Annotated in this window: 20 protein-coding genes; 12 read left to right on the forward strand and 8 right to left on the reverse strand. The window is 59.9% G+C overall.

Annotated elements, in window-relative coordinates; genetic code table 11:
• Positions 1-52: 52 nt before the first annotated feature.
• Positions 53-1,081 carry an aldo/keto reductase gene (locus BTUS_RS02215; protein ID WP_013074499.1) on the reverse strand — a complete coding sequence of 343 codons (1,029 nt, stop codon included), beginning with the start codon at positions 1,079-1,081 and terminating at the stop codon, positions 53-55.
• 278 nt (positions 1,082-1,359) lie between these two features.
• Here BTUS_RS02215 and BTUS_RS02220 point away from each other — a divergent pair, with 278 nt between their 5' ends.
• From BTUS_RS02220 to BTUS_RS02230, 3 genes are all read left to right on the forward strand, one after another.
• Complete coding sequence (locus BTUS_RS02220; RefSeq protein ID WP_013074500.1) at positions 1,360-3,255, forward strand: PrkA family serine protein kinase; 1,896 nt, start codon at positions 1,360-1,362, stop codon at positions 3,253-3,255.
• A 16-nt stretch (positions 3,256-3,271) separates the two neighbouring features.
• Complete coding sequence (gene yhbH, locus BTUS_RS02225; protein ID WP_174260395.1) at positions 3,272-4,423, forward strand: sporulation protein YhbH; 1,152 nt, start codon at positions 3,272-3,274, stop codon at positions 4,421-4,423.
• Between the two features lie 71 nt (positions 4,424-4,494).
• Positions 4,495-5,799 (forward strand): SpoVR family protein, encoded by a 1,305-nt coding sequence (locus BTUS_RS02230; protein ID WP_013074502.1) that lies wholly within the window; start codon positions 4,495-4,497, stop codon positions 5,797-5,799.
• Positions 5,800-5,836: 37 nt separating this feature from the next.
• On the opposite strand, the gene BTUS_RS02235 is transcribed toward BTUS_RS02230, so the two are convergent.
• From BTUS_RS02235 to BTUS_RS02250, 4 genes are all read right to left on the reverse strand, one after another.
• Positions 5,837-6,139 (reverse strand): metal-sulfur cluster assembly factor, encoded by a 303-nt coding sequence (locus BTUS_RS02235; protein WP_013074503.1) that lies wholly within the window; start codon positions 6,137-6,139, stop codon positions 5,837-5,839.
• On the reverse strand, positions 6,132-7,547 hold the full coding sequence (locus tag BTUS_RS02240; RefSeq protein ID WP_013074504.1) for a hypothetical protein: 1,416 nt from the start codon (positions 7,545-7,547) through the stop codon (positions 6,132-6,134). Before BTUS_RS02240 ends, BTUS_RS02235 begins: the two co-directional genes overlap by 8 nt.
• An 89-nt stretch (positions 7,548-7,636) precedes the next feature.
• The gene (locus tag BTUS_RS02245) at positions 7,637-8,107 is read right to left on the reverse strand and encodes a DUF2249 domain-containing protein (protein WP_123809202.1); all 471 of its coding nucleotides are present in this window, start codon (positions 8,105-8,107) and stop codon (positions 7,637-7,639) included.
• A gap of 88 nt (positions 8,108-8,195) precedes the next feature.
• On the reverse strand, positions 8,196-8,432 hold the full coding sequence (locus BTUS_RS02250) for a DUF2249 domain-containing protein (protein ID WP_013074506.1): 237 nt from the start codon (positions 8,430-8,432) through the stop codon (positions 8,196-8,198).
• Between the two features lie 202 nt (positions 8,433-8,634).
• On the opposite strand from BTUS_RS02250, the gene BTUS_RS02255 reads away from it, so the two are divergent.
• From BTUS_RS02255 to BTUS_RS02270, 4 genes are all read left to right on the forward strand, one after another.
• Positions 8,635-9,015, forward strand: a complete 381-nt coding sequence (locus tag BTUS_RS02255; RefSeq protein WP_013074507.1) for a hypothetical protein — start codon at positions 8,635-8,637, stop codon at positions 9,013-9,015.
• 157 nt (positions 9,016-9,172) lie between these two features.
• Entirely contained in the window at positions 9,173-9,637 is a 465-nt protein-coding gene (nrdR, locus tag BTUS_RS02260) for a transcriptional regulator NrdR (protein ID WP_013074508.1), read from the forward strand.
• Complete coding sequence (locus BTUS_RS02265; RefSeq protein WP_013074509.1) at positions 9,637-14,088, forward strand: LAGLIDADG family homing endonuclease; 4,452 nt, start codon at positions 9,637-9,639, stop codon at positions 14,086-14,088. Before nrdR ends, BTUS_RS02265 begins: the two co-directional genes overlap by 1 nt.
• Positions 14,089-14,175: 87 nt before the next feature.
• Positions 14,176-14,826, forward strand: a complete 651-nt coding sequence (locus BTUS_RS02270) for a response regulator (RefSeq protein WP_013074510.1) — start codon at positions 14,176-14,178, stop codon at positions 14,824-14,826.
• 20 nt (positions 14,827-14,846) lie between these two features.
• Here BTUS_RS02270 and BTUS_RS02275 read toward each other — a convergent pair whose 3' ends face one another.
• Complete coding sequence (locus BTUS_RS02275; RefSeq protein WP_013074511.1) at positions 14,847-16,007, reverse strand: acyltransferase; 1,161 nt, start codon at positions 16,005-16,007, stop codon at positions 14,847-14,849.
• Positions 16,008-16,312: 305 nt separating this feature from the next.
• On the opposite strand from BTUS_RS02275, the gene BTUS_RS02280 reads away from it, so the two are divergent.
• From BTUS_RS02280 to BTUS_RS02290, 3 genes are read left to right on the forward strand one after another with little or no spacing between them, the layout of a single operon-like run.
• Positions 16,313-18,205: a PrkA family serine protein kinase gene (locus tag BTUS_RS02280; protein ID WP_013074512.1), complete on the forward strand. Its 1,893-nt coding sequence runs from the start codon at positions 16,313-16,315 to the stop codon at positions 18,203-18,205.
• A gap of 11 nt (positions 18,206-18,216) precedes the next feature.
• Positions 18,217-19,374, forward strand: a complete 1,158-nt coding sequence (yhbH, locus tag BTUS_RS02285; RefSeq protein WP_013074513.1) for a sporulation protein YhbH — start codon at positions 18,217-18,219, stop codon at positions 19,372-19,374.
• The gene (locus BTUS_RS02290; protein WP_013074514.1) at positions 19,371-20,765 is read left to right on the forward strand and encodes a SpoVR family protein; all 1,395 of its coding nucleotides are present in this window, start codon (positions 19,371-19,373) and stop codon (positions 20,763-20,765) included. The genes yhbH (BTUS_RS02285) and BTUS_RS02290 overlap by 4 nt, the downstream gene beginning before the upstream one ends.
• 11 nt (positions 20,766-20,776) lie before the next feature.
• Here BTUS_RS02290 and BTUS_RS02295 read toward each other — a convergent pair whose 3' ends face one another.
• The gene (locus BTUS_RS02295; RefSeq protein ID WP_013074515.1) at positions 20,777-22,252 is read right to left on the reverse strand and encodes a methyltransferase RsmF C-terminal domain-like protein; all 1,476 of its coding nucleotides are present in this window, start codon (positions 22,250-22,252) and stop codon (positions 20,777-20,779) included.
• 122 nt (positions 22,253-22,374) lie between these two features.
• Between BTUS_RS02295 and BTUS_RS02300 the strand changes: the two genes are divergently transcribed.
• Positions 22,375-23,319, forward strand: coding sequence for a 4-hydroxy-3-methylbut-2-enyl diphosphate reductase (locus tag BTUS_RS02300; RefSeq protein ID WP_013074516.1), 945 nt, complete (start codon positions 22,375-22,377; stop codon positions 23,317-23,319).
• 359 nt (positions 23,320-23,678) lie between these two features.
• Complete coding sequence (locus tag BTUS_RS02305; RefSeq protein ID WP_013074517.1) at positions 23,679-24,065, forward strand: hypothetical protein; 387 nt, start codon at positions 23,679-23,681, stop codon at positions 24,063-24,065.
• Positions 24,066-24,091: 26 nt separating this feature from the next.
• Here the strand turns inward: BTUS_RS02305 and queC are convergent, their stop codons facing one another.
• On the reverse strand, positions 24,092-24,814 hold the full coding sequence (gene queC / locus BTUS_RS02310) for a 7-cyano-7-deazaguanine synthase QueC (RefSeq protein WP_013074518.1): 723 nt from the start codon (positions 24,812-24,814) through the stop codon (positions 24,092-24,094).
• Between the last annotated feature and the right edge of the window lie 42 nt (positions 24,815-24,856).

The raw sequence follows: 24,856 nt of genomic DNA on the forward strand, positions 1-24,856 counted from the left end.
AGGACCGCAAAGCGCCCTGGGCATTGTGCACCCAAGGCGCTCTTGTCCTCCCTCAACGGGCCACGGGGATCGGCTTTTTCTCGCTGTCGGCGTAGGGTTGATCGAGCAACTCCCGGAGTTCTTCGTCCCAGAGCTTTCGAATCCGCGCCTGCTCCTCGGCGGTGAGGGGCGGCACATCCGGAGCCGCCGTGAATTCGGCGACATTGGCCTCGCTGGTGAAATTCGGCAGCACCGTCACCACCGAGGGCTGAGCGAGGGCGAATTGAATCGCAGCCTGGCCAAGGGTGCGGCCGGTGCCCTCGGTCAAGAAGCGCAGCTTCTCCACCGCCTTCAGCCCCCGCCCCATCCATTCATGTTTCCGGTGATTGCGATGATCCGATGTATCAAAGTGTTTTTCGGGGTTATAGGTGCCGTCGAGCAGCCCGGAAGCGTGGGGAACCCGGACGATCAAGCCCACGTGGTTCCGTTCAGCAGGCTCAAACAGATCCAGGGATGGCCATTGTTCCAGGAGGTTGTAGATGACTTGCATGACGTGGATCCGCCGGTTCTCCAGGGCGTACAGGCCTTCGTTCCGCCATCCGATGTCCGGACCCAGCGCCGGCCCATAGGCGCGGATCTTCCCCTCGTCTTTGAGACGCTCAAGGGTCTCGAAAATACTATCCTGTTGTAGAGTGGTCAGACGAGTATTGTGCAACTGATAAATATCGATATAATCGGTCCCAAGCCGCTTCAGGCTTTGTTCGCACGCAAAGCGGATGAATTCCGGAGTCCACTTCTGCGGAAGCTCGGACATGCCCGTTCGCTCGCCCGGATTGCTGTAAATGTCGTAGCCGAACTTCGTGCCGATCACCAACCGGTCCCGTTTTCCCGGGAATGCTTCGGCCAGGATCGACTCTCCCTTACCCGTACCGTATACATCGGCGGTATCAAAAAATGTAACGCCTGCGTCAAAGGCCTGGTGGAGCAGCCGCAGGGCGGTGTTTTGATCCCGGACCCCCCACCACGTGGTCGCCACCGACCACACTCCGAACCCCACTTCAGAAACCCGAATGTCCGTTCCGGGTATGGTGCGATATTTCATGGTCCCCCTCCTCGCCGGTTTCAGGCCGGCCCCATTTGTCTACGATTCTTATTTTACCATTCCTTTTTCTCACCATGCAGATCAAGGGTTGTGAAGGAATTGTGGACGAGACGAGTGCAGGTCAAAAGTTCAAAAATCTCAAGTAGGATTTTGGCCCTCTTTGTCGAATTTTAGATGATAAATGCGTCACAGGGTAGCCTTCGCGCCGGTGGTGCCGGACAGGCGTCGTCGAAACCGTGTGGCGTTTTTCTATCTATTCAGCGAAGGAGAGAACGACAATGGATCTCCGCTCAAAACTCGATGCTTATCGTCGCCGGGAGGAGAGTCTGGCTTGGGAGGGAACGTTTCTGGACTATTTGGACCTGGTGCGGAAAAACCCCCGCATCGCCCAGCCCGCCCATGCCCGGATTTACGAAATGATCGTGTCGGCCGGGGTGGAGATCGTGGATGGGCACAAACGATACGCCTTTTTCTCCCGGGAGTTGTTCGGGCTGGACGAGGCGTTGGAGAGGCTGGTGGAGGAGTATTTTCATCCCGCGGCCAAAAGGCTGGATGTGCGCAAAAGACTGCTCTTGCTCATGGGACCCGTCAGCGGCGGAAAGTCCACGGTGGTGGCGCTCCTGAAGCGAGGGCTCGAGGAATACACCCGGACGGATGAGGGGGCGGTCTATGGCATCGCCGGCTGCCCGATGCACGAAGAACCGCTGCACCTCATTCCCGGCCCACTCCGGCGGGAGGTGGAAGAGGAGCTCGGGGTGTTTATCGAAGGGGACCTGTGTCCTCAATGTCAATTGCGGTTGGAGAGCGAATACGGCGGCCGCATTGAAGATGTGCGAGTGGAGCGGGTGGTGTTTTCGGAGAATCGCCGGGTGGGGATCGGGACGTTCAGCCCCTCGGATCCCAAGAGCCAGGATATCGCCGATCTGACGGGGAGCATCGATTTTTCCACCATCGCCGAATACGGGTCGGAGTCGGATCCCAGGGCTTACCGATTTGACGGGGAGCTCAACAAGGCCAATCGCGGAATTATGGAATTCCAGGAGATGCTGAAAAGTGACGAGAAATTCCTGTGGAACCTCCTGAGCCTGACCCAGGAAGGGAATTTTAAAGCGGGACGGTTCGCCTTGATTTCTGCAGACGAGTTGATCGTGGCCCATACGAACGAAACGGAGTACCGGGCTTTTATCAGCAATAAGAAAAATGAAGCCCTGCATTCTCGAATGATCGTCATGCCCATTCCGTACAACCTCAAGGTCAGCGAGGAGGAAAAGATTTATCAGAAGCTGATCGGACAAAGTGAGTTGCGCCACATTCATCTCGCCCCCTATGCCTTGCGAACGGCGGCCATGTTCACGGTGATGACCCGATTGCGGGAGTCGAAGCGGGCGGGGATGGATCTGGTAAAAAAGATGCGCCTGTACGACGGCGAGGCGGTGGAGGGGGTTCAAGACAAAGACGTGGCGGAGCTCCGGGCTGAAGCGCCGGACGAGGGGATGTTCGGAGTCGACCCGCGCTACGTGATGAATCGGATCTCCAGTGCCCTGATCCGTTCTGACGCGCCGTGTCTCGGGCCGCTCGACATACTCAAGTCCCTGAAAGAAGGCTTTGACCAGCACCCTTCGATCACGCCGGAAGAACGAGAGCGACTCACCAATCTCATCGCCCTGGCGAGACGGGAGTACGACGAAATCGCCAAGCGGGAAGTCCAGCGGGCCTTCGTGTATTCTTTCGAGGAATCCGCCCGGACATTACTGGAGAATTACCTGGACAACGTCGAGGCCTATTGTAGCTGGCAGAAGATTCGTGATCCTATCACCGGGGAAGAGATGGACCCCGATGAAAAGCTGATGCGCTCCATCGAGGAGCAGATCGGCGTCACCGAGAACGCGAAAAAATCGTTCCGCGAGGAGATTCTCATTCGTCTTTCGATGTTTGCCCGCAAAGGGAAAAGGTTTGAGTATACTTCGCATCCGGCGCTCAAGGAGGCCATCGAGAAAAAGCTGTTCGCTGATTTGAAAGATGTCATTAAAATCACCACTTCGACGAAGACGCCAGACGAGGAACAACTGAAGCGGATCAACGATGTCGGCCGTCGATTGATCGAGCACCACGGATACTGTTCGGTGTGCGCGAACGAATTGTTGCAATACACCGGCAGTTTGCTCAATCGCTGAGCCGCGGAGGGAGGGAATGAGGATGGGGCGTACGCCGTTTTCTGTCACCCACGATGACTGGAGCCTGCACCGAAAAGGCCAGATCGATCAGGAGCGGCATCGGGAGAAGGTGCGCCGGGCGATCCGGGAGCGTTTAGCGGATCTCGTCACCGAGGAGAGCATCGTTCTGTCCCGGGGCGGCACCGTTTTTCGGGTGCCGATTCGCTCCCTGGAAGAATATCGCTTTCGCTATCAGTGGGACAAGGGTCCTCGGGTGGGCCAAGGGCAAGGGGGGACCAAGCCCGGAGACGTGATCGGCCGCATGCCGGGCGCCAAGGGCCAAGGGGCGGGCCAAGCCGGTGATGCACCGGGGGTGGATTATTACGAGACAGAAGTGAGTCTCGAAGAGCTGGAAAATATCCTGTTCGAGTCCTGGGAGCTCCCGAATCGCAGGCCAAAAGACCGCCGGGACATGGAGGTGGACCACATCGAGTTCACCGATATCCGCAAAAAAGGAATGATGGCAAACCTCGACAAGAAGCGAACGATCTTGGAGGCGATGCGCCGCAATGCCCGGGAGGGCCGGGGTGCGATCATCGACCTGCAGCCCGATGATCTCCGCTTTAAGACCTGGGACGAAGTGAAAAAGCCGGAGACCGCCGCCGTGGTCATCGCCATGATGGATACGTCTGGCTCCATGGGAACTTTTGAAAAATATGTCGCCCGTTCGTTTTATTTCTGGATGGTCCGATTTCTTCGGCGCAAATACCGGAAAGTGGAGATCGCTTTTATCGCCCATCACGTCGAAGCGAAGGAAGTCAGCGAAGAGGAATTTTTCAGCAAAGGGGAAAGCGGGGGGACCCGGTGTTCCTCCGCCTATGAACTCGCCCTGGAGCTGGTGGAGCGGCGCTACCCGCCGGCGAGCCACAACATCTACCCGTTTCATTTCACCGACGGGGATAACCTCAGCTCCGACAATCCCCGCACGGTGGAGCTGGCCGAGCGGCTGCTTGAGTATTCCAGCGCCATGGGATATGCCGAAGTGATTTCCCATGGACGGGAGAGTCGGCTCATGGAAGAATTTCGCCGGATCGAGGCTCCCCATCTCCGCCTCTCTGCGATCCGGGATCGGGAGGACGTATACCGAGCCTTGGCCGGTTTCTTCGCTCCGAGTCGGGATGCGTCGTGAACATCGACCGAGTCGAGGATCCGGAATGTCACCGGGGGAGGACGAATTCGCCGGAAACAGGGGGGGTTAACGTGCCGCGTGGGGATCTGGATCGCTTGGAGGAAGTCATTGAGCGCATTACCGATATCGCCGAATCTTTTGGGCTCCGTCCCTTTCCGATGCGCTATGAGATCTGCCCGGCGGACGTCGTTTACGCCGTTGGCGCCTACGGGATGCCCACCCGATTTGCTCATTGGAGTTTTGGCAAAGCTTTCGAGCGGATGAAACTGCAGTATGACACGGGGCTTAGCAAGATCTATGAACTGGTGATCAATAGCGATCCTTGTTATGCCTTCTTATTGGATACCAATACTCTTCTTCAGAATAAGCTGATCGTTGCCCACGTTCTCGCCCACTCCGATTTCTTTCGCAATAATGTCCGTTTTTCCACCACGCCCCGGGACATGGTGGAACGAATGTCGGTTTATGCGGAACGGATTCGACGTTATGAAATGGTTCATGGGGAAGACGCAGTGGAGGCGTTTTTGGATGACGCCCTGGTGGTGGCGGAGCATACGCCTCCGCCCTCCCCGATGGGGCCCGGGCGGCCGCCCCGGGAAGCCGAGGAGGGGAGGGAAGGGGGGCGCGCCAAACGAGACAGACTGCGGGAAGACATCCCCGCTTATCTCATCGAGTACAGCCCCGAACTCGAAGATTGGCAGCGGGATATTCTCGCTGCTCTCCGGGAGGAAATGCGGTATTTCTGGCCGCAGCTCGAGACGAAGATTATGAATGAAGGATGGGCCACCTATTGGCATTTGCGGATCATGCGGGAGATGGATCTTCCTCCGGACGAGGCTTTGGAATTCGCCCGGATGCACAGCCAGGTGACGCAGCCCGGGAGCTATTCTATCAATCCGTATCGCCTGGGGTTGGCCATTTATGAAGCTCAGGGAGAAGACCTGGAGCGGCTGTTCGAGATTCGGGAAGGGGAGACGGACGTTTCTTTTCTGCGAAATTATTTGACCGAGTCATTGGTCGAAGAACAGGATCTCTACCTGTGGGAGGCGGCCCGGGGGGAGCTCCGGGTGACGGAGAAAGACTGGCGGCGGGTCCGGGACGCTCTGGTGGCCGAACGGGTACACGGGGGGCTCCCGATGTTAGAAGTGGCCGGGGAGTCGCCCCGGGGGGAGTTGGTGTTGCACCATCGCTACGAGGGTGTCCCCCTGGACCTGAAACACCTCAAAAAAGCGCTGATGGCCGTGCGGCGGCTGTGGGGGACCACCGTTCATCTCGACACAGTGGTCGACGAGCGTCCGGTTCGGTTTACTGCCGCCGCGGACGGAGTCCGGTCGGAACCGGTACACGCAGGAGGCGCCGGGCCGTCCGGGTCCTGAGGGCCGGCCGCGACGCCCAGCCTTGCCCGACCCTCGATTACGCCCACCCCAATCGGGCCCGGGCCGCCTCGGATAAGCGCTCCGGCGTCCAGGGGGGGTCCCAGACCACTTCCACCGCTGCCTTTTCAACCCCCGGCACCCGGGCCGCGGCCCGGCGCACGGCTTCGCTCAGACTGGTGTGAGCCGGACACCCCGGGGTCGTCATCGTCATCCGGATGAGGACGACCCCTTCTTCCGGCTCTTCGATTCCATAGATCAAACCGAGATCGACGACATTGATCCCGATCTCCGGGTCCAACACCATCTTCAGAGCCTCCCGGAGGATATCCTGGTCAATCATTGCCGCGCAACTCCCTTCCGATCTTGCCGAGGTCGACCACCGTCAAAAGGTGAAAGCAAAAGACCCCCAGGGCCAGGGACAGTACCGTTCCCCCCGCGGCCGCCGCCCAGGACTGCATCCAGGCGATGCCCGCGGTGAATACGATCAGTCCCACCGCAAACGCCCACAGCACCGGCCGGGGCTGCTCGGGGGAGATCAGATCGCCGATCAACGGAACGTTTTCCTTACCGGCCCTTTGGCTGTACCGGCGGGTCCAGATCAAAAACGGAACGATTTTGTAGGCGTAGCCCATCACCGTTAAAGTCACCCAGCCGAGGAGATACAAAGCGGCCACACCGGCCCATACCTTCGGGTTTCGAATGCCCGGGGCGAGGACGAACCCGGCGGATCCGATGAGTCCGGCGGCACCCGCGACGATTGCGGCCCGAAGGGTGGGCTCTATTTTTTTGCGCAGCCGTTTAGCCAGGATCTCCCGCAGGTGGAACAGGTGCAGGGCAAAGGTGGCCAATCCCGCGATGCCCCCGAGTACCGTTGCGAGGGCCACATGAGTCCAGGCTCCGACGATGACCAGCCAAATTGCGGCATGGGCGAAGGCGAAGGTCCAATCCCGCAAGCGCACCGAAAAACCGTGGGAAAGGGTGAACATCGGCAGCAGCTTAAAACTGAAACCAATGATCAAGAACGTAAAGAAGCCGCCGGCGGCGAGCACAATGTGGGTGACCAACAGAGGCTCGATCCCGTTGCGCAGCCCGGGGATGCGAGGGGCGACGATGAGCAGCCATCCCACGGTCACCGCCAGGGGTAGGTACACGTGGGCCGAGCGCACAAACCGGAACATGGCGTCGCGAGTTGGTGCCTTTTTGAGGGACGCACTGACAATTCCCGCGTAGGCGCCGATGGAGATCGTCGCGGCCGCGCCGAACAATAACAGTCCCGGGTTCCACCAGGCGGCCATCGATGCTGTGAGCCCTGCTATGGACAAGGCGTAAAGCCAAAAGTTCCACTTAGCCGCCCGTTCCGAAGCGATGGGGATCAAAAAGGCAACGCTTGCCAATTGGTACACGGCCCCCATGACGAAAGACAGCAAGGAACCCAGGGTCAGCAAATGGGTTAACGCGATCCCCGCCGCTCCGAACAGGCCGCCCTGAAATCCCCGGAGGGACTGAATGAGGAGATCCCCGGCAAACACCGCGAATCCGATCAACCCGAGGAGCAGGTGCCGCATGGGCAGAGAAAATGCTGGAGAATAATCCGTCGCCCCCGGGGGTAACATCCCGGATACGGCTGCCCTTCCGCCCGGCGGTGTGGACGCTGTAACCCGAACCGCTGCGGGATCCCCCCGGGCACCTGGGGACGCCGCCCGACCCGTACTGGCTTCTGTCGGCCGTTCTCGTTTGGTTTTGGGCATGATCGCACCTCCTCAAAGCGGCTGTCCCGGTTTTTAGCCCGGGCGGGTGGAGGAAGCCCCTGACAATCGCCGACTAACAGGTCCCTCCGTCATTGGGTTCGATAAATTCTGACCCGGACTGTTCCACTCTCTTCCTGCTCAATCTCGTAGCGATACCCTCGTTCTTCCAGTTCAGGGAGCAGGAAGGCGGGCACGCGCTCATTCCAGATTTCGAGTCCCAGTTCGCCGGCTTGGCATTCGGGATGTTGCTCCAAAAAGTTCAAGGTTCGCATCATGGGCTCCGGCGGCTCCAGCCCGCGGTTGTCCAGGTGAAAAAAGGGCCGCTCCGTCTCCTCCCGATAGAACTGCACGATAAAATGTTCTTCGCCTTCTTGGACAACCGTACTCCGATACCCTTGACGCCCCAGAACCCGGATCAAAGGGTCTGGGCGAAAAGTTGCGTGCAGCTGGAATACGTCTCCGGGTTCCAGGCCGCTGACCGTCTCCATGATGCGTTCAAAGGGCTCTTGCTTCGCCCGAAGCATGTCCCGGACGTCTAAATCGACAATCCGCATTATCATCGCTCCTCCTCCGGCACCGGCAGATGGGCGGTCGGGGCCCTCGACGAAAGACGCGGGGGATTCCCGAACCGCCTTGATCCGAGTTTTCTCACCGCTTCCCCAGTTGCACCTTCCACTCCGTCGGGCCTTCTTGAACGTAGTTCCAGTCAAACCGATCCGTTTGTTCTGCCGCGAATTGGTAATAGAGCGGCCTGGGATCGTGATCGTTAATCAAGAGCAGTTGTTCTCCCGGCGGCAGTGCCTCCCAGACGAAAAAGATCGTCCGGTGTTTGTCCGCAGGAGCGAACCTGCGCACATCGAGCACAGCGGCGTAACGGTTTTCCATCTTCTCCCCTCCCGAAAAAAATCAGGCTGATGCCTTCATTATTCAGGTTGGCGGGGTTGCACGTCTGTGAGGTGCATCACAGTGGGGCGAAAGCAGTCATCCAAAGGGACCTAGGCCCAAGGGGCCGACTGGACGTTGCGCACGTGGTACAATAGAAAGGAACTCCGCGAGCAACGCTAGAGCATCGAAGGGAGGGAGCGGGATGGATGGGTTGTTGTACTGCCGGTGTGAGGGACTGCCGATGTACCGAGGGCGGGATCGGCAGGAGTACGTCTGCCCCCATTGTCGGGCATCGGTACCCCTCTGGCGGGTGGAAGAAGCCATCCTGCACGCTCTCGATGCGGTGCTCAAACAGGAATTGGATTACGGCCGGCTGATCGCTTCGGCCCTGGATCTCGCCGCCCGGAGCGGGGTGGAGGTCGGTAATCTGTTTTCCGAAGTGGAAGGGGCCCTCTCCTTGTACCCGGATGATCCGGTAAAGCGGCACCGGTTGATGCGGCTCATGGTCTCCCGGGTGGAATATGTTCCCTACCACGGAACCCTGGAGGTGGCTTTCGAATTCGGAAGCCGGACGGAAGCGTAACGGGTCGCCCGGGGGCCTGTGGGGCAGCCTGGGCTTTTTTTTTATGGATTTCGTTCTCTTGTGCCTGTTGAGGGAGGAAGGAGAAGTCGTTACAATGGGACTTGTCCACCACACTACATATAGTGTTTGATTTGCATGATTTCGAGGGGGAAACACTATGCAGTGTCCCTATTGCGCGCATGGGGATTCAAAGGTGATTGAGAGCCGCACGACCGCCGATGCTGTGCGCCGGCGGCGGGAATGTCTCGCCTGCGGCCGCCGGTTTACGACGTACGAGCGGGTGGAGGTCTCCCCCCTTCAGGTTATCAAAAAAGACGGGATGCGGGAGACTTTTTCCAGGGAGAAACTGCGCCGCGGTCTGCTCAAAGCCTGTGAAAAGCGCCCCATCACCTCGGAAACCATCGATGCTATGGTGGATCGGGTGGAACGGGATTTGCGCCAGGCGTTTGAGCGTGAGGTGACCACGAACCAGATCGGCGAGCGGGTCATGGCTGTCCTCCGGGAGGTCGACCAGGTGGCCTATGTCCGCTTTGCCAGTGTATACCGCGAATTTAAAGACGTGGAGACGTTTCTTCGGGAAATTCTTCCGCTCCTGGACAAAGAGAGGGGTCAAGGGTTGTGATGGAACAAAAAGATCGGACCATGCTGCCGTTCACCGAGGAGGACCGCCTCTCACCCACCGGGGAAAGGATTGTGGCAGATCGGTATTTGCTGAAAGACGCGAAAAAGGAGTCGCTGAAACCCGGCAGCCTTGTCGTCGCCGTAATTGACAAAAAGCGGGCCTACCACGAGCTGGGCAAGGTCGTCACCGTCGACCCCTCCCGGCGCACCGCTGTGGTGGAACTTCGGGATGGCCATCAGATTGAGCAGTCTTACGACGACTTCGACGTGCTGAAGGAGCAGTCACCCCGGGAAATGTGGCGGCGCATTGCCAAAGGGGCGGCGGCGGTGACCAAGGACCCGGCCCTGTGGGAAGAGCGGTTTTATCAACTGCAGAGCGGATGGAAATACGTCCCCGGCGGGCGCATCAACGCCTCGATGGGCACGGGTTTCCAGACCACCAGTTACAACTGTTTTGTCATCCCCAGCGTCGGCCCCCGGCTGCGGGATTACGCGAAATCCTTTGGCCAGACCTTGGAGATCCAGGCCCGCTCCGGCGGGGTGGGCATGAACCTCTCCCGAATACCGCCCCGGGGCAGTCTCATTCCCGTGTCAAAGGGTCCCCGGCGGTCTCACCTGCAATTGGTGCTGGACGTTTGGCACCCGGACCTCTTTGATTTTCTGCAAGAGGCTTACCCTCACAGCACCAAGGTGGTTCGGGTCAACCGGGCGTTCTTGCAAGCCGTGGAGGACCGGGCCGACTGGACCTTTGTGTTCCCGGATTCTTCCTTCGAAGGATACGATGACCTGTGGGACGGGGATTTGGCCAAATGGATGAAACAGGATCTGCCAGTCAAATATGGCACCACGGTACCCGCCCTGACGGTGTACGACAAAATCCTCGAATCCGGCGTGGTGATGACCGAAGAGGTGCTGGGTACTGTATTGGTACCCGGGGATAGCCGGGGGACCATCGCCGAGACCCTGGGGGATATGTGGGAGGAAATGGCCCGGGGCCGCCGGACGGCGGTGATCCTGTCTTCCCTGCGCCCTCGTTACACGTACGTGAAAGGGGTTAACGGGCGGAGTTCCGGGGCGTACTCCTGGGGGATCCTTTACGATAAGGGGAACCAGGTGTTTGGAGATGGTTTTGGCCCTGTGGGGGTCGGGGAAATCATGTCGGTGGGCTGCCAATTGACCCTCCAAGGCGGATCCCGGCGGGGGGCCCTGATGTTGATCCTGAACGACCGCCACGCCGATCTTCACCGGTTCATCCAGGCCAAGCAGGTCGAAGGGGTGATCACCGGGGCCAACGTTTCGGTGGGCATCTCCGAAGAGTTCATGCAGGTGAAACAGCGGGGCGGCGATTGGAGTTTAGGATTTCCCCGGATGGAGGAGATGGACGAGTTCGATGGCGACTTCGGCCGCTGGGAGGCGACGGGTCGGAAATTGGTGGTCACCGAGACCCTTCCGGCGGAGGAGTTGTGGGAGGAAATCATCACCTCGGCGTGGAAATCCGCCGAACCCGGCGTGGTTTTCCTCGGGCGCTACAACGCCATGAGCAATAGCTGGTATTATAATCCGATCATCGCCACAAACCCTTGCTTCCATCCGGACACCCGGGTTGCGACGGAATTCGGGTACCTGCGTATTGAGGACCTCTATCATCGGGTCGGTTCGGCGTCGTTTCAAGTCCTCACGGATGACCGCGTTCATCGTCGGGTCGAAGTGGTCAACGGCCGATCCTACGCGGTACCGGGGGTGACATCCCGGCCGGCGGTCGTCTTTCCCACGGGGCGAAAACAGACGGTGAAGGTGGCGCTGAAAAATGGCATGGAGTTGAAAGTGACGCCGGATCACCGGCTCCTTACATCGGATGGGTGGAAAGAAGCGGGAGAACTGCAGCCCGGCGACTTGGTTCTCATCCAGTCCGGGGAGGGGTTGTTCTCGGAAAAGGATGGTCTGGGACGGGATTGGGGTTGGTTTTTGGGATGGTTGGTCGGCGATGGTTGGATCTCAAAGCGCGGAGATGTCGGGATGGTCTTCGGTCGCGAAGACGCAGAAGTCATTCCGGAGATGATCAGGATCGGCAAGGAGCTATCCGGGGCGGAAGCCAAGGTATTCGAAAGGGAGAACGGGGTTTTTCAAGCTTTCTGGTGGAAAAAGGAATTTCGCGACCGGCTCCTGTCTCTAGGGGTCAAACAGGTCAGGGCCGAGGACAAAAGGGTGCCCGAGGCGGTGTTTGAGGCCTCGAGGGAAACGGTGAGAGCCTTTCTTCAGGCCCTTTTCAGTTCGGATGGCACGGTTTATGAAAATGACGAACATCACCGCACCGTGCGAATGACCTCGGCTTCAAAAAGCTTACTTCAAGACGTGCAACTTTTGCTATTGAATTTCGGGATCCATGGAAAGATATATGATCGACCCAAAAGGAACCAGGCGAAATTCCAGTACCAGACGATTTCCGGTGAATCCCGGGTGTACGAGAGTAAGGGTTTCTACGAGCTGATTCTGTCTGACAACAATGTGGCGGTGTTTGCCGAGAAGATCGGGTTTGCACTCGTGACCCGAAAACAGGAGGCTCTCCAGCGAATCAGCCGGCCTTCTCGAAAACGGGAAAATTTTTATAGCGCCGTGGCGGGGGTGGAGCCAGGGGAGGAAGTGACGGTCTACGACGTCAGTGAACCGGAAACCCACTCCCTGTTGGCTTCGGGCATCGTCGCCCACAACTGCGGAGAACAGGGACTGCCGGCCTTTGGGATCTGTAACCTCGGAGCCGTGGTGTTGAGCAAATTCACCACCGGCTTTGAGGACAGCGGGGTCGAGGCGACTTTTTCGGATCCCGCCAAAGAAGAGTACATCCGCGGATGGCTCCGCAAACATTTTGACGACGAGCGGGCGGAGTTTTTCCTCCACCACATCCGCTGGGAGGCCCTGGAGGAGACGGTCCGCACCGGTGTGCGCTTTCAGGATGCGGTGATCGATGCTACGTACTATCCGTTTGAAGAAAACCGGGAAAACCAACTGGGCGAGCGGCGGGTCGGCCTCGGCATCATGGGGCTGCACGATTTGCTCATCCACTGCGGGGTCCGTTATGGCAGTGAGGAGTCGACCCGGCTGATTGATGTGTTGATCGGGATGATGGCGGAATGGTCCTACCTGGAGTCGGTGGAGCTCGCCAAGGAGAACGGCCCCTTCCCGCGATTCGAAACGGAGAAGTTTCTCCAGTCCGGGTACATGCGGCACATGGCCGCGGAGCGGCCGCACGTCGTGGAAGCCATTCGCAAATATGGCGTGCGCAACGTGACCACCATGACCATCGCGCCGACGGGGACCACCGGCACGATGGTGGGGTGTTCCACCGGGTGCGAGCCGTACTATGCCTGGTCGTATTTTCGCAACTCCCGTCTGGGGATGTTTGAGGAGAACGCCCAGATTGTCGACGATTACCTCGCCCTTCACCCCGGCGCGGACCGGGAGCACCTCCCGGATTACTTTGTCACCGCCATGGAGTTGACCCCCGAGGAGCACGTCCGGGTGCAGGCGGCATTGCAAAAGTGGATCGACTCCAGCATCTCGAAGACCTGCAACGCGCCGGAATCCTACACCGTCGAGGACACGAAGCAATTGTACGACCTGGCTTACGACCTCGGGTGCAAGGGTGTGACCATCTACCGGGACGGCTCCCGCTCGGAACAGGTCTTGGCCCTGAGCGAGGACAAGCTCAAGAAAGAGGGGGCGGGCGTCGGGGAAGGGGCCCAGACCGGGACGGCGGCGGTGGAAGCGGGTGCCGCGGCGCCCCAGGCGGCGGTTGCGGCGGAGTCGCCGGGGACGGGCCGGCCGAGCACGACAAAATATGTCAAGCGCAAACGCCCGGATGTGCTGTACGGGGCGACGTATAAAAAGGAGACGCCCCTCGGCACTGCGTACATCACCATCAACGACGACCCGGAAGATCACCTGGCCCGGGAGATCTTCGTGAACATCGGGAAGGCGGGCAGCGACGTGTACGCGGCGAATGAGGCCTTGGGCCGGGCGATCACCCTGTATCTCATGGACTCGCAAAATCCGGATAAAGAAGCGGTGTTGGTGCGCCACTTCTCGGGGATCGGAGGATATAGCGCCGTGGGGTTCGGGGAGCGGCGGATCACCAGCGTTCCCGATGCCATCGCCAAATCCCTGATCGAGCACTCGGAAACTTTTCCCCTCCGCCACGGCGGGGTCTACCATGCGGCCGCATCCCAGGGCGATCCTGACACCGGTCGGGGTGCAGACGCCGAGGACGCTTCCGAAGACGGACATGGCCGCGGAACAGGCGGTGGGCACGGAGATCATGGCCGCGGAAACGGCAACGGGCGATCCCTGCGGGGTTTCAATATCGGCAAAGACCTGTGTCCGAACTGTCACCGCATGTCTTTGGTGCGTCAGGGCGGGTGTTTCGAATGTGAAGCCTGCGGGTACAGCAAGTGCTGAAACCCCGGGCGGCCCGGGCCAAAGGAACACCCGGGCCCCGGTCTTTTGGGCCCCGGCCGGTGTTGTTGAGGGAGAGGGGGTGTGGGAATGGGATGCCGAACGTTCATCGTGGACGATAACCGGCGGGCCCGGCAGGCGGTGCGGGCCATTCTCGGAGGGGACTCGTTCTTCGAAGTCGTCGGAGAGGCGGAAAACGCCCGGGAGGCCTTGGAGCGGATTCCCGGGCTGCGCCCGGATCTGGTTCTGATGGATATTCGGATGCCGGAAACGGACGGCATCGCCCTGACCCGGGTGCTCAAAGACCGGCTGCCCGAAATCAAGATCGTCATCTTGACCGTGTCCCACGATCCGGCTGACCTCCTGCGGGCGGTGCGGGTGGGGGCCCAGGGGTATCTGGTCAAGAGCCTGGATCCCTCGGATTGGATCAGTTACCTGCGGGCCGTGGCGGACGGCGCTTCTCCCATCGCCGAAGAGGTGGCGGCCCGCCTGGTGACCACCCTCGCCGCCCCGGCACAGGGGTCTGCTGCAGAGGTGGCCAAACGGCTCACTCCCCGGGAACGGGAGATCCTCGGGTTGATCGCCCGGGGCAGGTCCAACCGGGAGATTGCCCAGGCCCTCACGATTAGTGAGAACACGGTCAAAAACCACTTGAAAAACATCATGGCCAAGCTCGATGTCAAAAATCGCGCCCAGCTGGCGGCCTTGGCGGTTCGGGGGCCCGCACCTCCCGAGGCGTAATGTCCGTGTGCCCGCGGGATTCAGGAGGAAAGGGATCGTCCGGCGGGGACGGCCCGTCCGCGCCAGGGGGATTTTTGCCCGCTGCCGAGCAGCCAGCCGAGAACGGGAACGCGATTCGTCCCGGCCATCAGCAGCCAGGACAAAACCATCGTCATTGCCCACAACAGGGCGGTTTCCGCCCACCAGAAGCGATGGGAGCTGCCGGCAAAGAGATTTTGCTCCAACAGGAACAGGATCAGGGGATGGCTCAGATAAATGCCGAAGGAGAAGCGGCCCACGGCGTGAACCCATCCCCGTTCCTGGCCGTGTTCCCGTTTCCACCTGCCAGTCAGATACAGCGCCATGGACACGGCGATGCCATAAAATACATAAGACGGCTGCATGATGTTTACGGCTCCTGCATAGGACCATCCCGATTTTAAGCGCACCACGAAGACGGTCCCGACGTAGAGGGCGGCGATGCCCGCTGCGATCCAACCCAGCCATACGCTCCTCCGGGAGAGGCGCCGGCCCGGATCGGCCAGGGCCACCGCGGCGCCGAGGGCGGATCCAAACAGAAAATACACGAAGTAGTAGGCGAGAAACCGGTCCCGATATAAAAACCACTTGGCTGAACTGGTGTACTGAAGCGTCCAGTGAAAGTCCACGTATAACAAGACAAGGCCGGCCGCCGCGAGGAAGATCGTCCACCCTTGACGACGTTTCGGGGCCAGGCTTTGAAACCAGCGAATCCACCAGGGAAAGAGCAGGTAAAACTGAAGGGTCAGCACGATGTAATACAGGTGGTACATGGCGCCCCCGGTGAGCAGCGCTTCGATCACCGCCCAAGGATTCCACACGTCGATCCCCGTCGCGCCCCCCAGGGCCGGCAGGACCGTGAGATAGATGGCACTCCACACCAGATACGGAACCACCACCGATTGGACCCGGCGGTTCAGAAACGGCCCGGGCTCCACCGTTCTTCCCCAATACTGGTATGTCAGGACGAACCCGGTGATCACCATGAAGATCTGCCGGGCAAACCGCAGGGATGCCACGGAAGCCATGGGCAAAAAAGGATCTCCCCCGGCCCCGGGGACGACCGCGACAGCGTATCCCAGAACGTGCAGAAGCACCACCACGCCCATGGCGGCTCCCCGCATCCACGTGACTTCCTCGAGACTCGGTTTGCGCTTCGCCACCGCTCTCCCTTCTTTCCTCACTTTTTCCGTTCCGGCCCCCTTTGTCATTGTCCTCCATTGTACCAGAACAATGTCAAGGACCTGTGGAGGAGCTCTGGAGAGCCCATGGACTTGCAGGTTAAAAACTCCCTGTCCCGGGAATGATAATTCGATGGCCCAGGTCTACCTCCGGGTATCCGGGTCCATACTGAGACTGAGACGAGATTCTGAACGAGGTGCGGCTCCGGAAAGACACTGTAGCCATCATCGTAGAAAAGACCTTGACACCCAAGGAGAGGGGGCCGCCCGACAGGGGAGGTTGGATCATGGGGATTCTCCAGCTCATTGAGGATTTTCACGATGAGGAGCAGCGGCTGAATTGGGAGGGGACTTTTGCCGAGTACCTGGAGCTCGTGGAAAAGAACCCGCATCTGGCTCAAACCGCCCACGCCCGGATTTACAACATGATTGTAGATGCCGGGGTGGAGAAGGAGGAGGGGCGCACCCGGTACCACTTTTTTGACCGGGAACTGTTCGGACTGGAAGAGACCATCGAACGTCTGGTGGAGGAATATTTTCATTCCGCCGCCAGGCGCCTGGACGTCCGCAAACGGGTGCTTCTTCTCATGGGGCCGGTGAGCGGGGGGAAATCCACCATCGTGACCCTTCTCAAACGCGGCCTGGAGGCGTACACCCGCACCGATCGCGGCGCCGTGTACGCCATCAAGGACTGTCCCATGCACGAAGACCCGTTGCATCTGGTGCCCGATTCCTTGCGCCCGCAGTTCGAGCGGGAGTTCGGCATCCGGGTGGAGGGGCACCTGTGTCCGGTGTGCCGCCTGAATCTCCGGGAGCAGTACGGCGGCCGGGTGGATCAGGTCCGGGTCAAGCGGGTGCTATTTTCCGAAGACGATCGGGTGGGGATCGGAACCTTCAGCCCCTCGGACCCCAAGAGCCAAGATATCGCCGATTTGACCGGAAGCATCGATTTTTCCACCATCGCGGAGTACGGGTCGGAGTCGGACCCCAGGGCCTATCGGTTCGACGGGGAGCTGAACAAGGCGAACCGCGGGCTCATGGAATTCCAGGAAATGCTCAAATGCGATGAAAAATTCCTCTGGAACTTGTTGTCCCTCACCCAGGAAGGAAATTTTAAAGCCGGGCGCTTCGCCCTCATTTCAGCCGACGAACTGATCGTGGCCCACACCAACGAGACCGAGTACCGGTCCTTTATCAACAACAAAAAGAACGAGGCGCTCCACTCCCGCATCATTGTCATGCCGGTGCCCTATAACCTCAAAGTCGGCGCCGAAGTGAAGATTTATGAGAAATTGATCGAACAAAGCGACGTCAAGGGCGTCCACATCGCCCCTTATGCGCTTCGGGCGGCCGCCATGTTTTCGGTGCTGACCCGTTTGAAGGAAACGAGCAAACCCATCAGCTTGGTGGAAAAAATGCGCCTGTACGACGGGGAAGATGTGGAAGGGTACAGCGAGGCGGACGTGAAAGAGCTCAAACAGGAGCATCCCAATGAGGGCATGAGCGGCATCGATCCCCGGTACGTGATCAACCGCATCTCCAGCGCCCTGATTCGCCAGGAGACTTCCTGCATCAACGCCCTGCACGTGCTGCGGGCGCTCAAAGAAGGTCTGGACACCCATCCGAGCATTTCTAAAGAGGACCGGGAGCGTTACCTGCACCTGTTGTCCCTGGCCCGAAAAGAGTACGATGAAATGGCCAAAAACGAGGTCCAAAAGGCCTTCGTCTATTCCTTTGAGGAGCAGGCGAAGGTGTTGCTGAACAACTATCTCGACCACATCGAAGCCTATTGTCACCTCAAAAAGCTCGTGGATCCCCTGACCGGTGAAGAAGTGGAACCCGATGAGAACTTGATGCGTTCCATCGAGGAGCAGATCGGGGTGTCGGAAACGGCGAAAAAACCTTTCCGGGAAGAAATTCTCATTCGGATTTCCAGCTATGCCCGAAAAGGCAAGACCTTTGATTACCGGTCCCACGACCGCCTCCGGGAAGCGATCGAAAAGAAACTGTTTGCCGACCTGAAAGATGTCATCAAAATCACCACCACCAGCGCGGTGCCGGATGAGCAGCAGCTCAAGCGCATCAACGAGGTCACCCGCCGACTGATCGATGAACACGGATATTGCCCGGTGTGCGCGAACGAACTCCTTCGCTATACCGGAAGCCTTTTGAATCGCTAGGAGGCGGGGCCATGACGGAACCGTTGTTCATCCTCTCCCAGGAAGATTGGTCTTTGCACCGCAAGGGGTACGATGATCAACGCCGGCACGGGGAGAAGGTCCGGGAGGCCATTCGCCGACACCTGTCCGATCTCATCGCCGATGAGAGCATCGTCCTGAGCGACGGCAAACAGGTGATCAAAGTGCCCATCCGGACTCTCGATGAATACCGCTTCCGATTTAATGAAAACAAAGGGAAGCAGGTGGGGTCCGGAAAAGGGAACAGCCGGGTGGGCGACGTTCTGGGAAAGGCGGGGGATCCGGTCCAGGCCGGGGGGATGGGCCAAGGGGCGGGGGACGCCCCGGGCATGGACTATTACGAGGCCCAGGTGGAATTGGAAGAGATCGAGGAGATGGTGTTTGCGGATTGGCGACTGCCAAATCTGCAGAAAAAGGAAGAGGTGCAAAGTTCTGCAGACGGTCTGGCCTGGACGGATGTCCGCCCCAAGGGCCTGACCGGCAACTTGGATAAGCGTCGGACCTTGCTGACCCACCTGAAACGAAACGGCCTGCGGGGGGACCGGGGGCTGGGCCGCATCCGGGAGGATGATCTGCGCTACAAAGTCTGGGAAGATGCCCCGGCCCCGGACAGCCGGGCGGTGATCTTCGCCTTGATGGATACCTCGGGGTCGATGGGGGAGTTTGAGAAATACGTGGCGCGCACGCTGTTTTTCTGGATGATCCGGTTTTTGCGCCGGCAGTACAGCCACGTGGCCATCGAGTTTATCGCCCACCACACCGAGGCCAAACGGGTGACTGAGGAAGAATTTTTTACCCGGGGCGAGAATGGCGGCACCAGTTGCTCCAGCGCTTACCGCCTGGCTCTGGATTTGGTTCGGGAGGAGTACCCGCCGAGTCGATACAACATCTACAGCTACCATGTTTCCGACGGAGATAACCTGCCGTCGGACAACGACCCGTGCCTGGCGGGGATCAATGAACTGTTGAACGTCGCCTGCGCCGTGGGCTTCGCCGAGGTCAATCCGTACAATCGCCCGTCCCTTTTGATCAGCCAGCTGCAACGGCTGCAACACCCCTTTTTCCGCATGGCGCGCATCCGACAGCGGGGTGACATCCTCGGGGCACTGAGCGACTTTTTCCGCCCGGACGGCAGGGAGGCGGTTTCATGAGCCTTTCGGCCTTGGAGAGGTCTCGTTTGGAGACGGCCATCGAGCGGATCACCGAGACGGCCCTAAACCTCGGCCTTCAGCCCTTTCCCATGCGGTACGAAATCACCCCGGTGGATGTGCTCTACACCATCGGCGCCTACGGGATGCCCACGCGGTTTTCCCACTGGAGCTTCGGAAAAGCGTTTTACCGCATGAAAATGCAGTACGATCTCGGCCTGAGCAAGATTTATGAGCTGGTGATCAACACCAATCCATGTTACGCCTTTCTCCTGGATACCAATACGTTGGTTCAAAATGAGCTGATCGTCGCCCACGTGCTGGGACACAGTGATTTTTTCAGGAATAACGCGTATTTTCAGCGCACTCCCCGGGATATGGTCGACCGCATGGCCGCGGCGGCAGACCGGATTCGACACTATGAGCGGGAGTTCGGGACAGAGGCGGTGGAATCCTTCCTGGATGCGGCCCTGGCGATCCAGGAGCACATCGACCCGTCCCATTTTTCAAATCCCGGTCAGGAGAAGGACCTGTCCGAAGGGACGAAAGGGCCGGGTCCCTACGATGACCTGTGGGCCCTGGACCGGGAGCCGATGGTCGATGAAAAGGAAGAGGCTCTTCGCAGCGTGATGCGTCAGATCAAGGAAAGAGCAGATGCCCGAAAGCGAGGAAAGCGCCCGGAAAAAGACTTGTTGATGTTTTTGATGGACAACAGCCCCGTCCTTGAGGATTGGCAACGGGATGTGCTCACCATCGTCCGCCAGGAGATGCTTTATTTTTGGCCCCAACTGGAGACGAAAATCATCAACGAAGGTTGGGCGACGTTCTGGCATTTGCGGATCATGCGGGAGTTCGACCTGGATCCCGCGGAGAGCTTCGAGTTCGCCAAACTTCACGCCGGGGTCGTGGCCCCCTCGCCGGTTCAGGTGAACCCCTACGCCGTGGGCCTGGCGATCCTGGAGGACATCGACAAGCGGCTCGGCCGGGAGGCGCTGTTCGAGGTGCGAGAGATTGAATCCGACCAGAGTCTGCTGCGCAACTATCTGACCAAAGAGATCGTCGACCGGCTGGACCTGTACCTTTATCAACGGGTGGGCTCGGAGTACCGGGTGGTGGACAAAGACTGGGAAGCGGTGCGGGATCGGCTGATCACCGCCCGGAACAACGGAGGGTTTCCGTACATCGTCGTGATGGACGGAGATTATGAGAATCGGGGAGAATTGTACCTGCGCCATGAATTCGAAGGCGCGGAATTGGATCTCAAATACGTGGAAAAGACGCTGCCCTATGTCCATGCCTTATGGGGTCGACCGGTCCATTTGGAGACGGTGGTGGACGGCCTGCGGGTGCAGTTCACGTGTCAAGACGACAGAGTCACCCGCAGGTTTCTCTAAACGGGTGGCGGCTAAAGGCTGCCCGATTGTCCGTCGGCTCCGCCGTCCTCTGGGTCGTCCAATTCCCGGTCGGTGCTGAGGTCGCGGCGCAGGCCCTTCGGATAATGATTCTTCAGTTGGCCGGCGGAGATTTTGCCCCATCCCAAAGGGAAGCCGTCCACTCCCACCCGTACCCATCCCGGCTTTGCGCCGGGTGGGGCGGGCAGAGAGCGGCCCTTCAGCCACTCGACCACCTCCGGGGTGTTCGCAGGCCAGGTGATGGCCCGGGGGGACTCTTCAAAGGGAAGGGACATGGCCAGACTGTGGGCGGGGAGAAAGGTGGCGCCCCGAACCGCCCCCCAGGCTACGCCCTTGGCCATGATGCGCATGCCGTCCAAACTTCCCAGACGAGGCAAATCTTCGGGCAGGGCAATCCAGGTGTCCCCCCGCTGTTCCCACAGGGCCGGCAGGGAGATTTCCGGCAACTGGCGGCGAATGGCCGCCGCGGCCCGATCGGGAAGCCGGGAAGTCTTCATGCTCCGCCCGATCCGGGGCCCTGTCTGCCTCCGGCTGGCGCCCCGGGGGCGGGCGTCTTCGGCCCGCTCCAAGAGTGCGTAAAAATGCCCGTCAGCCGGTGTTCGGTGAGGCCATAGGCGACAACACCGGGACAACTCCTCGTTGCCGTCCGCCCACTCCGGGCGCCCCGGGCTAGAGCCCGGCAACTCGGCGGGGACCAGGTGAAAATCCCTTCGCTCCCGGAGAAACCGGGCGATGACCTGTTCATTTTCTTCCGGCGCAAAGGTGCAGGTCGCGTAAAGCAATCGTCCTCCCGGCCGGACGAAATCTGCGGCCACCGAGAGGATATGCTGTCCGCGCTCGGCGTTGCGGGTGATGCGCCGGAGGCTCCAGGCCTCGGTCACGGACGGATCTTTGCGAAACATACTCTCTCCGGTGCACGGGGCGTCGAGGAGCACCCGGTCGAAGAGGCCAGCAAACCGGAGGAGCGCCTCGGGCTGTTCCTGGGTGATGAGGGCGTTCGTGACGCCCAGCCGTTCGAGATTTTGCGCCAAGACGCGACAGCGCCTCGGGTTTGGCTCATTGGCCACGAGAAGGCCCCGGTTCTCCATCCGGGCGGCGAGATGGGACGATTTTCCTCCCGGTGCCGCAGCCAGGTCGAGAACCCACTCCCCGGGTTGGGGAGCCAGCAGCACCGCTGCGGCCATGGCGGCGGGTTCTTGGATATAGTAAACCCCGGCGTCGTACCAAGGGTGAAGCCCCGGTCGGTCCGGGTGGTGGTACAAGAAGCCCTCCGGAGCCCAGGGAACCGGGGAGAGGGAGAACGGGGAACGTATCGCCAGGGCGTCCGGTCTGGCCCGGAGAGTGTTCACCCTGAGGCCCCGGGATCGGGGTTGGCGCAGGGCTTCAAAAAAATCCTCGGCTTCGGGGCCGAGCAACTCCCGCATGCGATGGACGAAGAGGTCGGGCAAGGCTACCACAAAGCGTTCCATGTCTCGGCTCCTTTTCTTGGTGTGTCGCCGTTTGGCCGGATTGGCCGCTTCAACTATAATAAGCATATCGAGGCCGGTTCAGGCAAGGTCAGGGCTCGGCTGTGGGGAGAGGGGGATTCGGGGTGGAAGTGGTCAAGATTGCGCCCCGGGGATACTGTTACGGCGTGGTCGATGCGATGGTCTTGGCGAAACGGGCGGCGGATGATCCTCGCTTGCCCAGGCCGATTTATATTCTCGGCATGATCGTTCATAACCGCCACGTGGTGGAAGCTTTTGAACGCGAGGGCGTGATGACCCTGGACGGGGGGGATCGCCTGAGCTTATTGGAGAAGATCGACCGGGGAACGGTGGTGTTTACCGCCCACGGCGTGTCCCCGGAGGTGCGAAAGCGTGCCGTTGAGAAAGGGCTTACGGTGGTGGATGCCACCTGCCCCGATGTGATGCGTACCCACGAACTGATCCGGGACCGGGTGGCCAAGGGCTACCAGGTGATTTATATCGGGCGACGAGGGCATCCGGAACCCGAGGGGGCGCTGGGCGTGGCGCCGGGCCGGGTTCACTTGGTGGAGAATTTCCAGGATATTGAGGAGTTGGATCTTCCTCCGGGTCCTGTGCTGGTGACGAATCAGACCACCATGAGCCAGTGGGACACCCGGGAGCTAATGGAGCGGGTCAAGGAGCGATTCCCCCAGGCCGAGGTCAAAAATGAAATTTGCCTGGCCACCCAACTTCGTCAAGAGGCGGTGGCCGAGCAGGCGAAAGGCTGTGATTTGGTGGTGGTGGTGGGGGACCCCCGAAGCAACAACACGGCCCGACTGGCTCAGGTGGCCGAAGAAATCGCGGGCGTGCCGGCCAAGCGGGTGGCGGATGTCACCGAGTTGGACATTGCCTGGCTTCGCGGGGTGCGCCGGGTCGGGGTTACCGCTGGAGCATCGACTCCCACCCCCATCACCCGGGAAGTAATCACTTTTCTGGAACGGTTTGACGAAAAGGACGACTCCACCTGGGTGCCCGTTCGTACGGTGTCTCCGGACCGCCTGCTCCCGGTGGGGCGAAGAGAGCCCTGAATTGGAAGAGGCGGCAGGGAATTGTCTATGACCGAAACCTCATGTACGTCGTCTGGTCTGCTGTGATTGACGACGGCCGGATGGCGCTTTTCGTTTTGACGTGAAATCTTATAAGAAAATTTACAAGAAATCAATGGGTCGAGTCGGCAGGATTCTGGGTTTCAATCGCGAATACTTCACCTGCCCGAGTGTTAAGGGTCGTTTCGCTAACCAAAGGTTCCTGCTCTATAGGTCGATGTAATCATCAGAATATATCGCCTTAATTGGCGCCAACTCCAAACGGCCGTGATTCGTCGGGTGCCACAGAGGAGGGCATTACGGGAAGGATGGCAGCTTCCCAGCCAGGGGGAGTGGGACAGGTGAGGTGTTGGGCCGACATCCGGGGAGACATTGTCGTGTTCACCCTCGAGGAAACGTCTTCCGGTCAAGTGCAGCCCCGCCCGCCGGTGTCTCCCGAGGTGTCGAGAGCGATGCCCGGGCGTTCGGGGGTGCTGATTCATGCGGTGGGTGGAGTGGGCTTGAACCAGATCGGGGGATGCATCGATGTCCTCAATATTCACGCATACGTGAAACAGATCGACGTACCCCGGCTGGCCTACGTGGCCACCGATGTGCGGCAGTTAACGGCGTTTATGCGGGTGGCCAAAGCTTGGGGGCTTCACGGGCGAGCGAGCTACTTCAATCATATGGCGGACGCCCTGGAGCATCTGGGTGGTTCATCTGTCCGCGCGGTGATGACCGCATAAGACGCCTAGGTTTGTTCGGGCCGCCCTCAGTTGGGGCGGTCCGATTGCCATGCAATGGGAACGGCGTACGGGATCGGGTCGACGAGGCCGGCCTCCCGGAATCCCTGGATGCGGATTCGACAGGAGTCGCATACTCCGCAGGCGGGAACCGTTCCCTGATAGCAGGAATGGGTCAAAGCGTAGGGAGCGCCCAGTTGGGATCCCCGGCGGATAATCTCGGCCTTGGTGAGATGTACCAGGGGAGCCTTGAGGCGGATCCCGGCTCCTTCGGTTCCGGCGACGGTGCCCGTGTCGATGACGCGTTGGAACGCCTGGAGAAACTCCGGCCGGCAGTCGGGGTAACCCGAGTAATCCAAGGCATTGACACCGATGAAGATGGCCTGGGCGTCGATCCTCTCGGCGAAGGAAAGGGCTAGGCTGAGAAAGACGGTATTCCGCCCCGGCACGTAGGTGGAGGGGACGCCGGTTCCGATTTCCTCCAGGCTGCGCCCGACGGGGATCGATTGATCCGGGTCGGTCAAGGAAGAACCGCGGATAAAGTTTCCCAGGTCGACCACCCGGTGGCGATCGCCCACGCGGTAGTGGGCAGCCACTTGTTTTGCGGATTCCAGTTCCACCGCGTGTTTCTGCCCGTAAGAAAAGGTGATGGGATAAAGTTCATACCCTTCGTGGTCGGCGATGGCCATACAGGTTGTCGAGTCCAAACCCCCCGATAAAATCACCACCGCCCGGAGGGCCCTATGTTCCAAACCGAGGTTTGTCGGCCCCTGCCACGGTGCCCAGGTCGGGTT

Origin of the sequence: Kyrpidia tusciae DSM 2912 (assembly GCF_000092905.1) — a bacterium.
Lineage (GTDB): Bacteria > Bacillota > Bacilli > Kyrpidiales > Kyrpidiaceae > Kyrpidia > Kyrpidia tusciae.

Coding starts and splice junctions, on each gene's coding strand:
- BTUS_RS02215 (WP_013074499.1), bottom strand. CDS start 1,081: ATGAAATATCGCACCATACCCGGAACGGACATTCGGGTTTCTGAAGTG.
- BTUS_RS02220 (WP_013074500.1), top strand. CDS start 1,360: ATGGATCTCCGCTCAAAACTCGATGCTTATCGTCGCCGGGAGGAGAGT.
- yhbH (WP_174260395.1), top strand. CDS start 3,272: ATGAGGATGGGGCGTACGCCGTTTTCTGTCACCCACGATGACTGGAGC.
- BTUS_RS02235 (WP_013074503.1), bottom strand. CDS start 6,139: ATGATTGACCAGGATATCCTCCGGGAGGCTCTGAAGATGGTGTTGGAC.
- BTUS_RS02240 (WP_013074504.1), bottom strand. CDS start 7,547: ATGCCCAAAACCAAACGAGAACGGCCGACAGAAGCCAGTACGGGTCGG.
- BTUS_RS02245 (WP_123809202.1), bottom strand. CDS start 8,107: ATGATAATGCGGATTGTCGATTTAGACGTCCGGGACATGCTTCGGGCG.
- BTUS_RS02250 (WP_013074506.1), bottom strand. CDS start 8,432: ATGGAAAACCGTTACGCCGCTGTGCTCGATGTGCGCAGGTTCGCTCCT.
- BTUS_RS02255 (WP_013074507.1), top strand. CDS start 8,635: ATGGATGGGTTGTTGTACTGCCGGTGTGAGGGACTGCCGATGTACCGA.
- nrdR (WP_013074508.1), top strand. CDS start 9,173: ATGCAGTGTCCCTATTGCGCGCATGGGGATTCAAAGGTGATTGAGAGC.
- BTUS_RS02265 (WP_013074509.1), top strand. CDS start 9,637: ATGGAACAAAAAGATCGGACCATGCTGCCGTTCACCGAGGAGGACCGC.
- BTUS_RS02270 (WP_013074510.1), top strand. CDS start 14,176: ATGGGATGCCGAACGTTCATCGTGGACGATAACCGGCGGGCCCGGCAG.
- BTUS_RS02280 (WP_013074512.1), top strand. CDS start 16,313: ATGGGGATTCTCCAGCTCATTGAGGATTTTCACGATGAGGAGCAGCGG.
- yhbH (WP_013074513.1), top strand. CDS start 18,217: ATGACGGAACCGTTGTTCATCCTCTCCCAGGAAGATTGGTCTTTGCAC.
- BTUS_RS02290 (WP_013074514.1), top strand. CDS start 19,371: ATGAGCCTTTCGGCCTTGGAGAGGTCTCGTTTGGAGACGGCCATCGAG.
- BTUS_RS02295 (WP_013074515.1), bottom strand. CDS start 22,252: ATGGAACGCTTTGTGGTAGCCTTGCCCGACCTCTTCGTCCATCGCATG.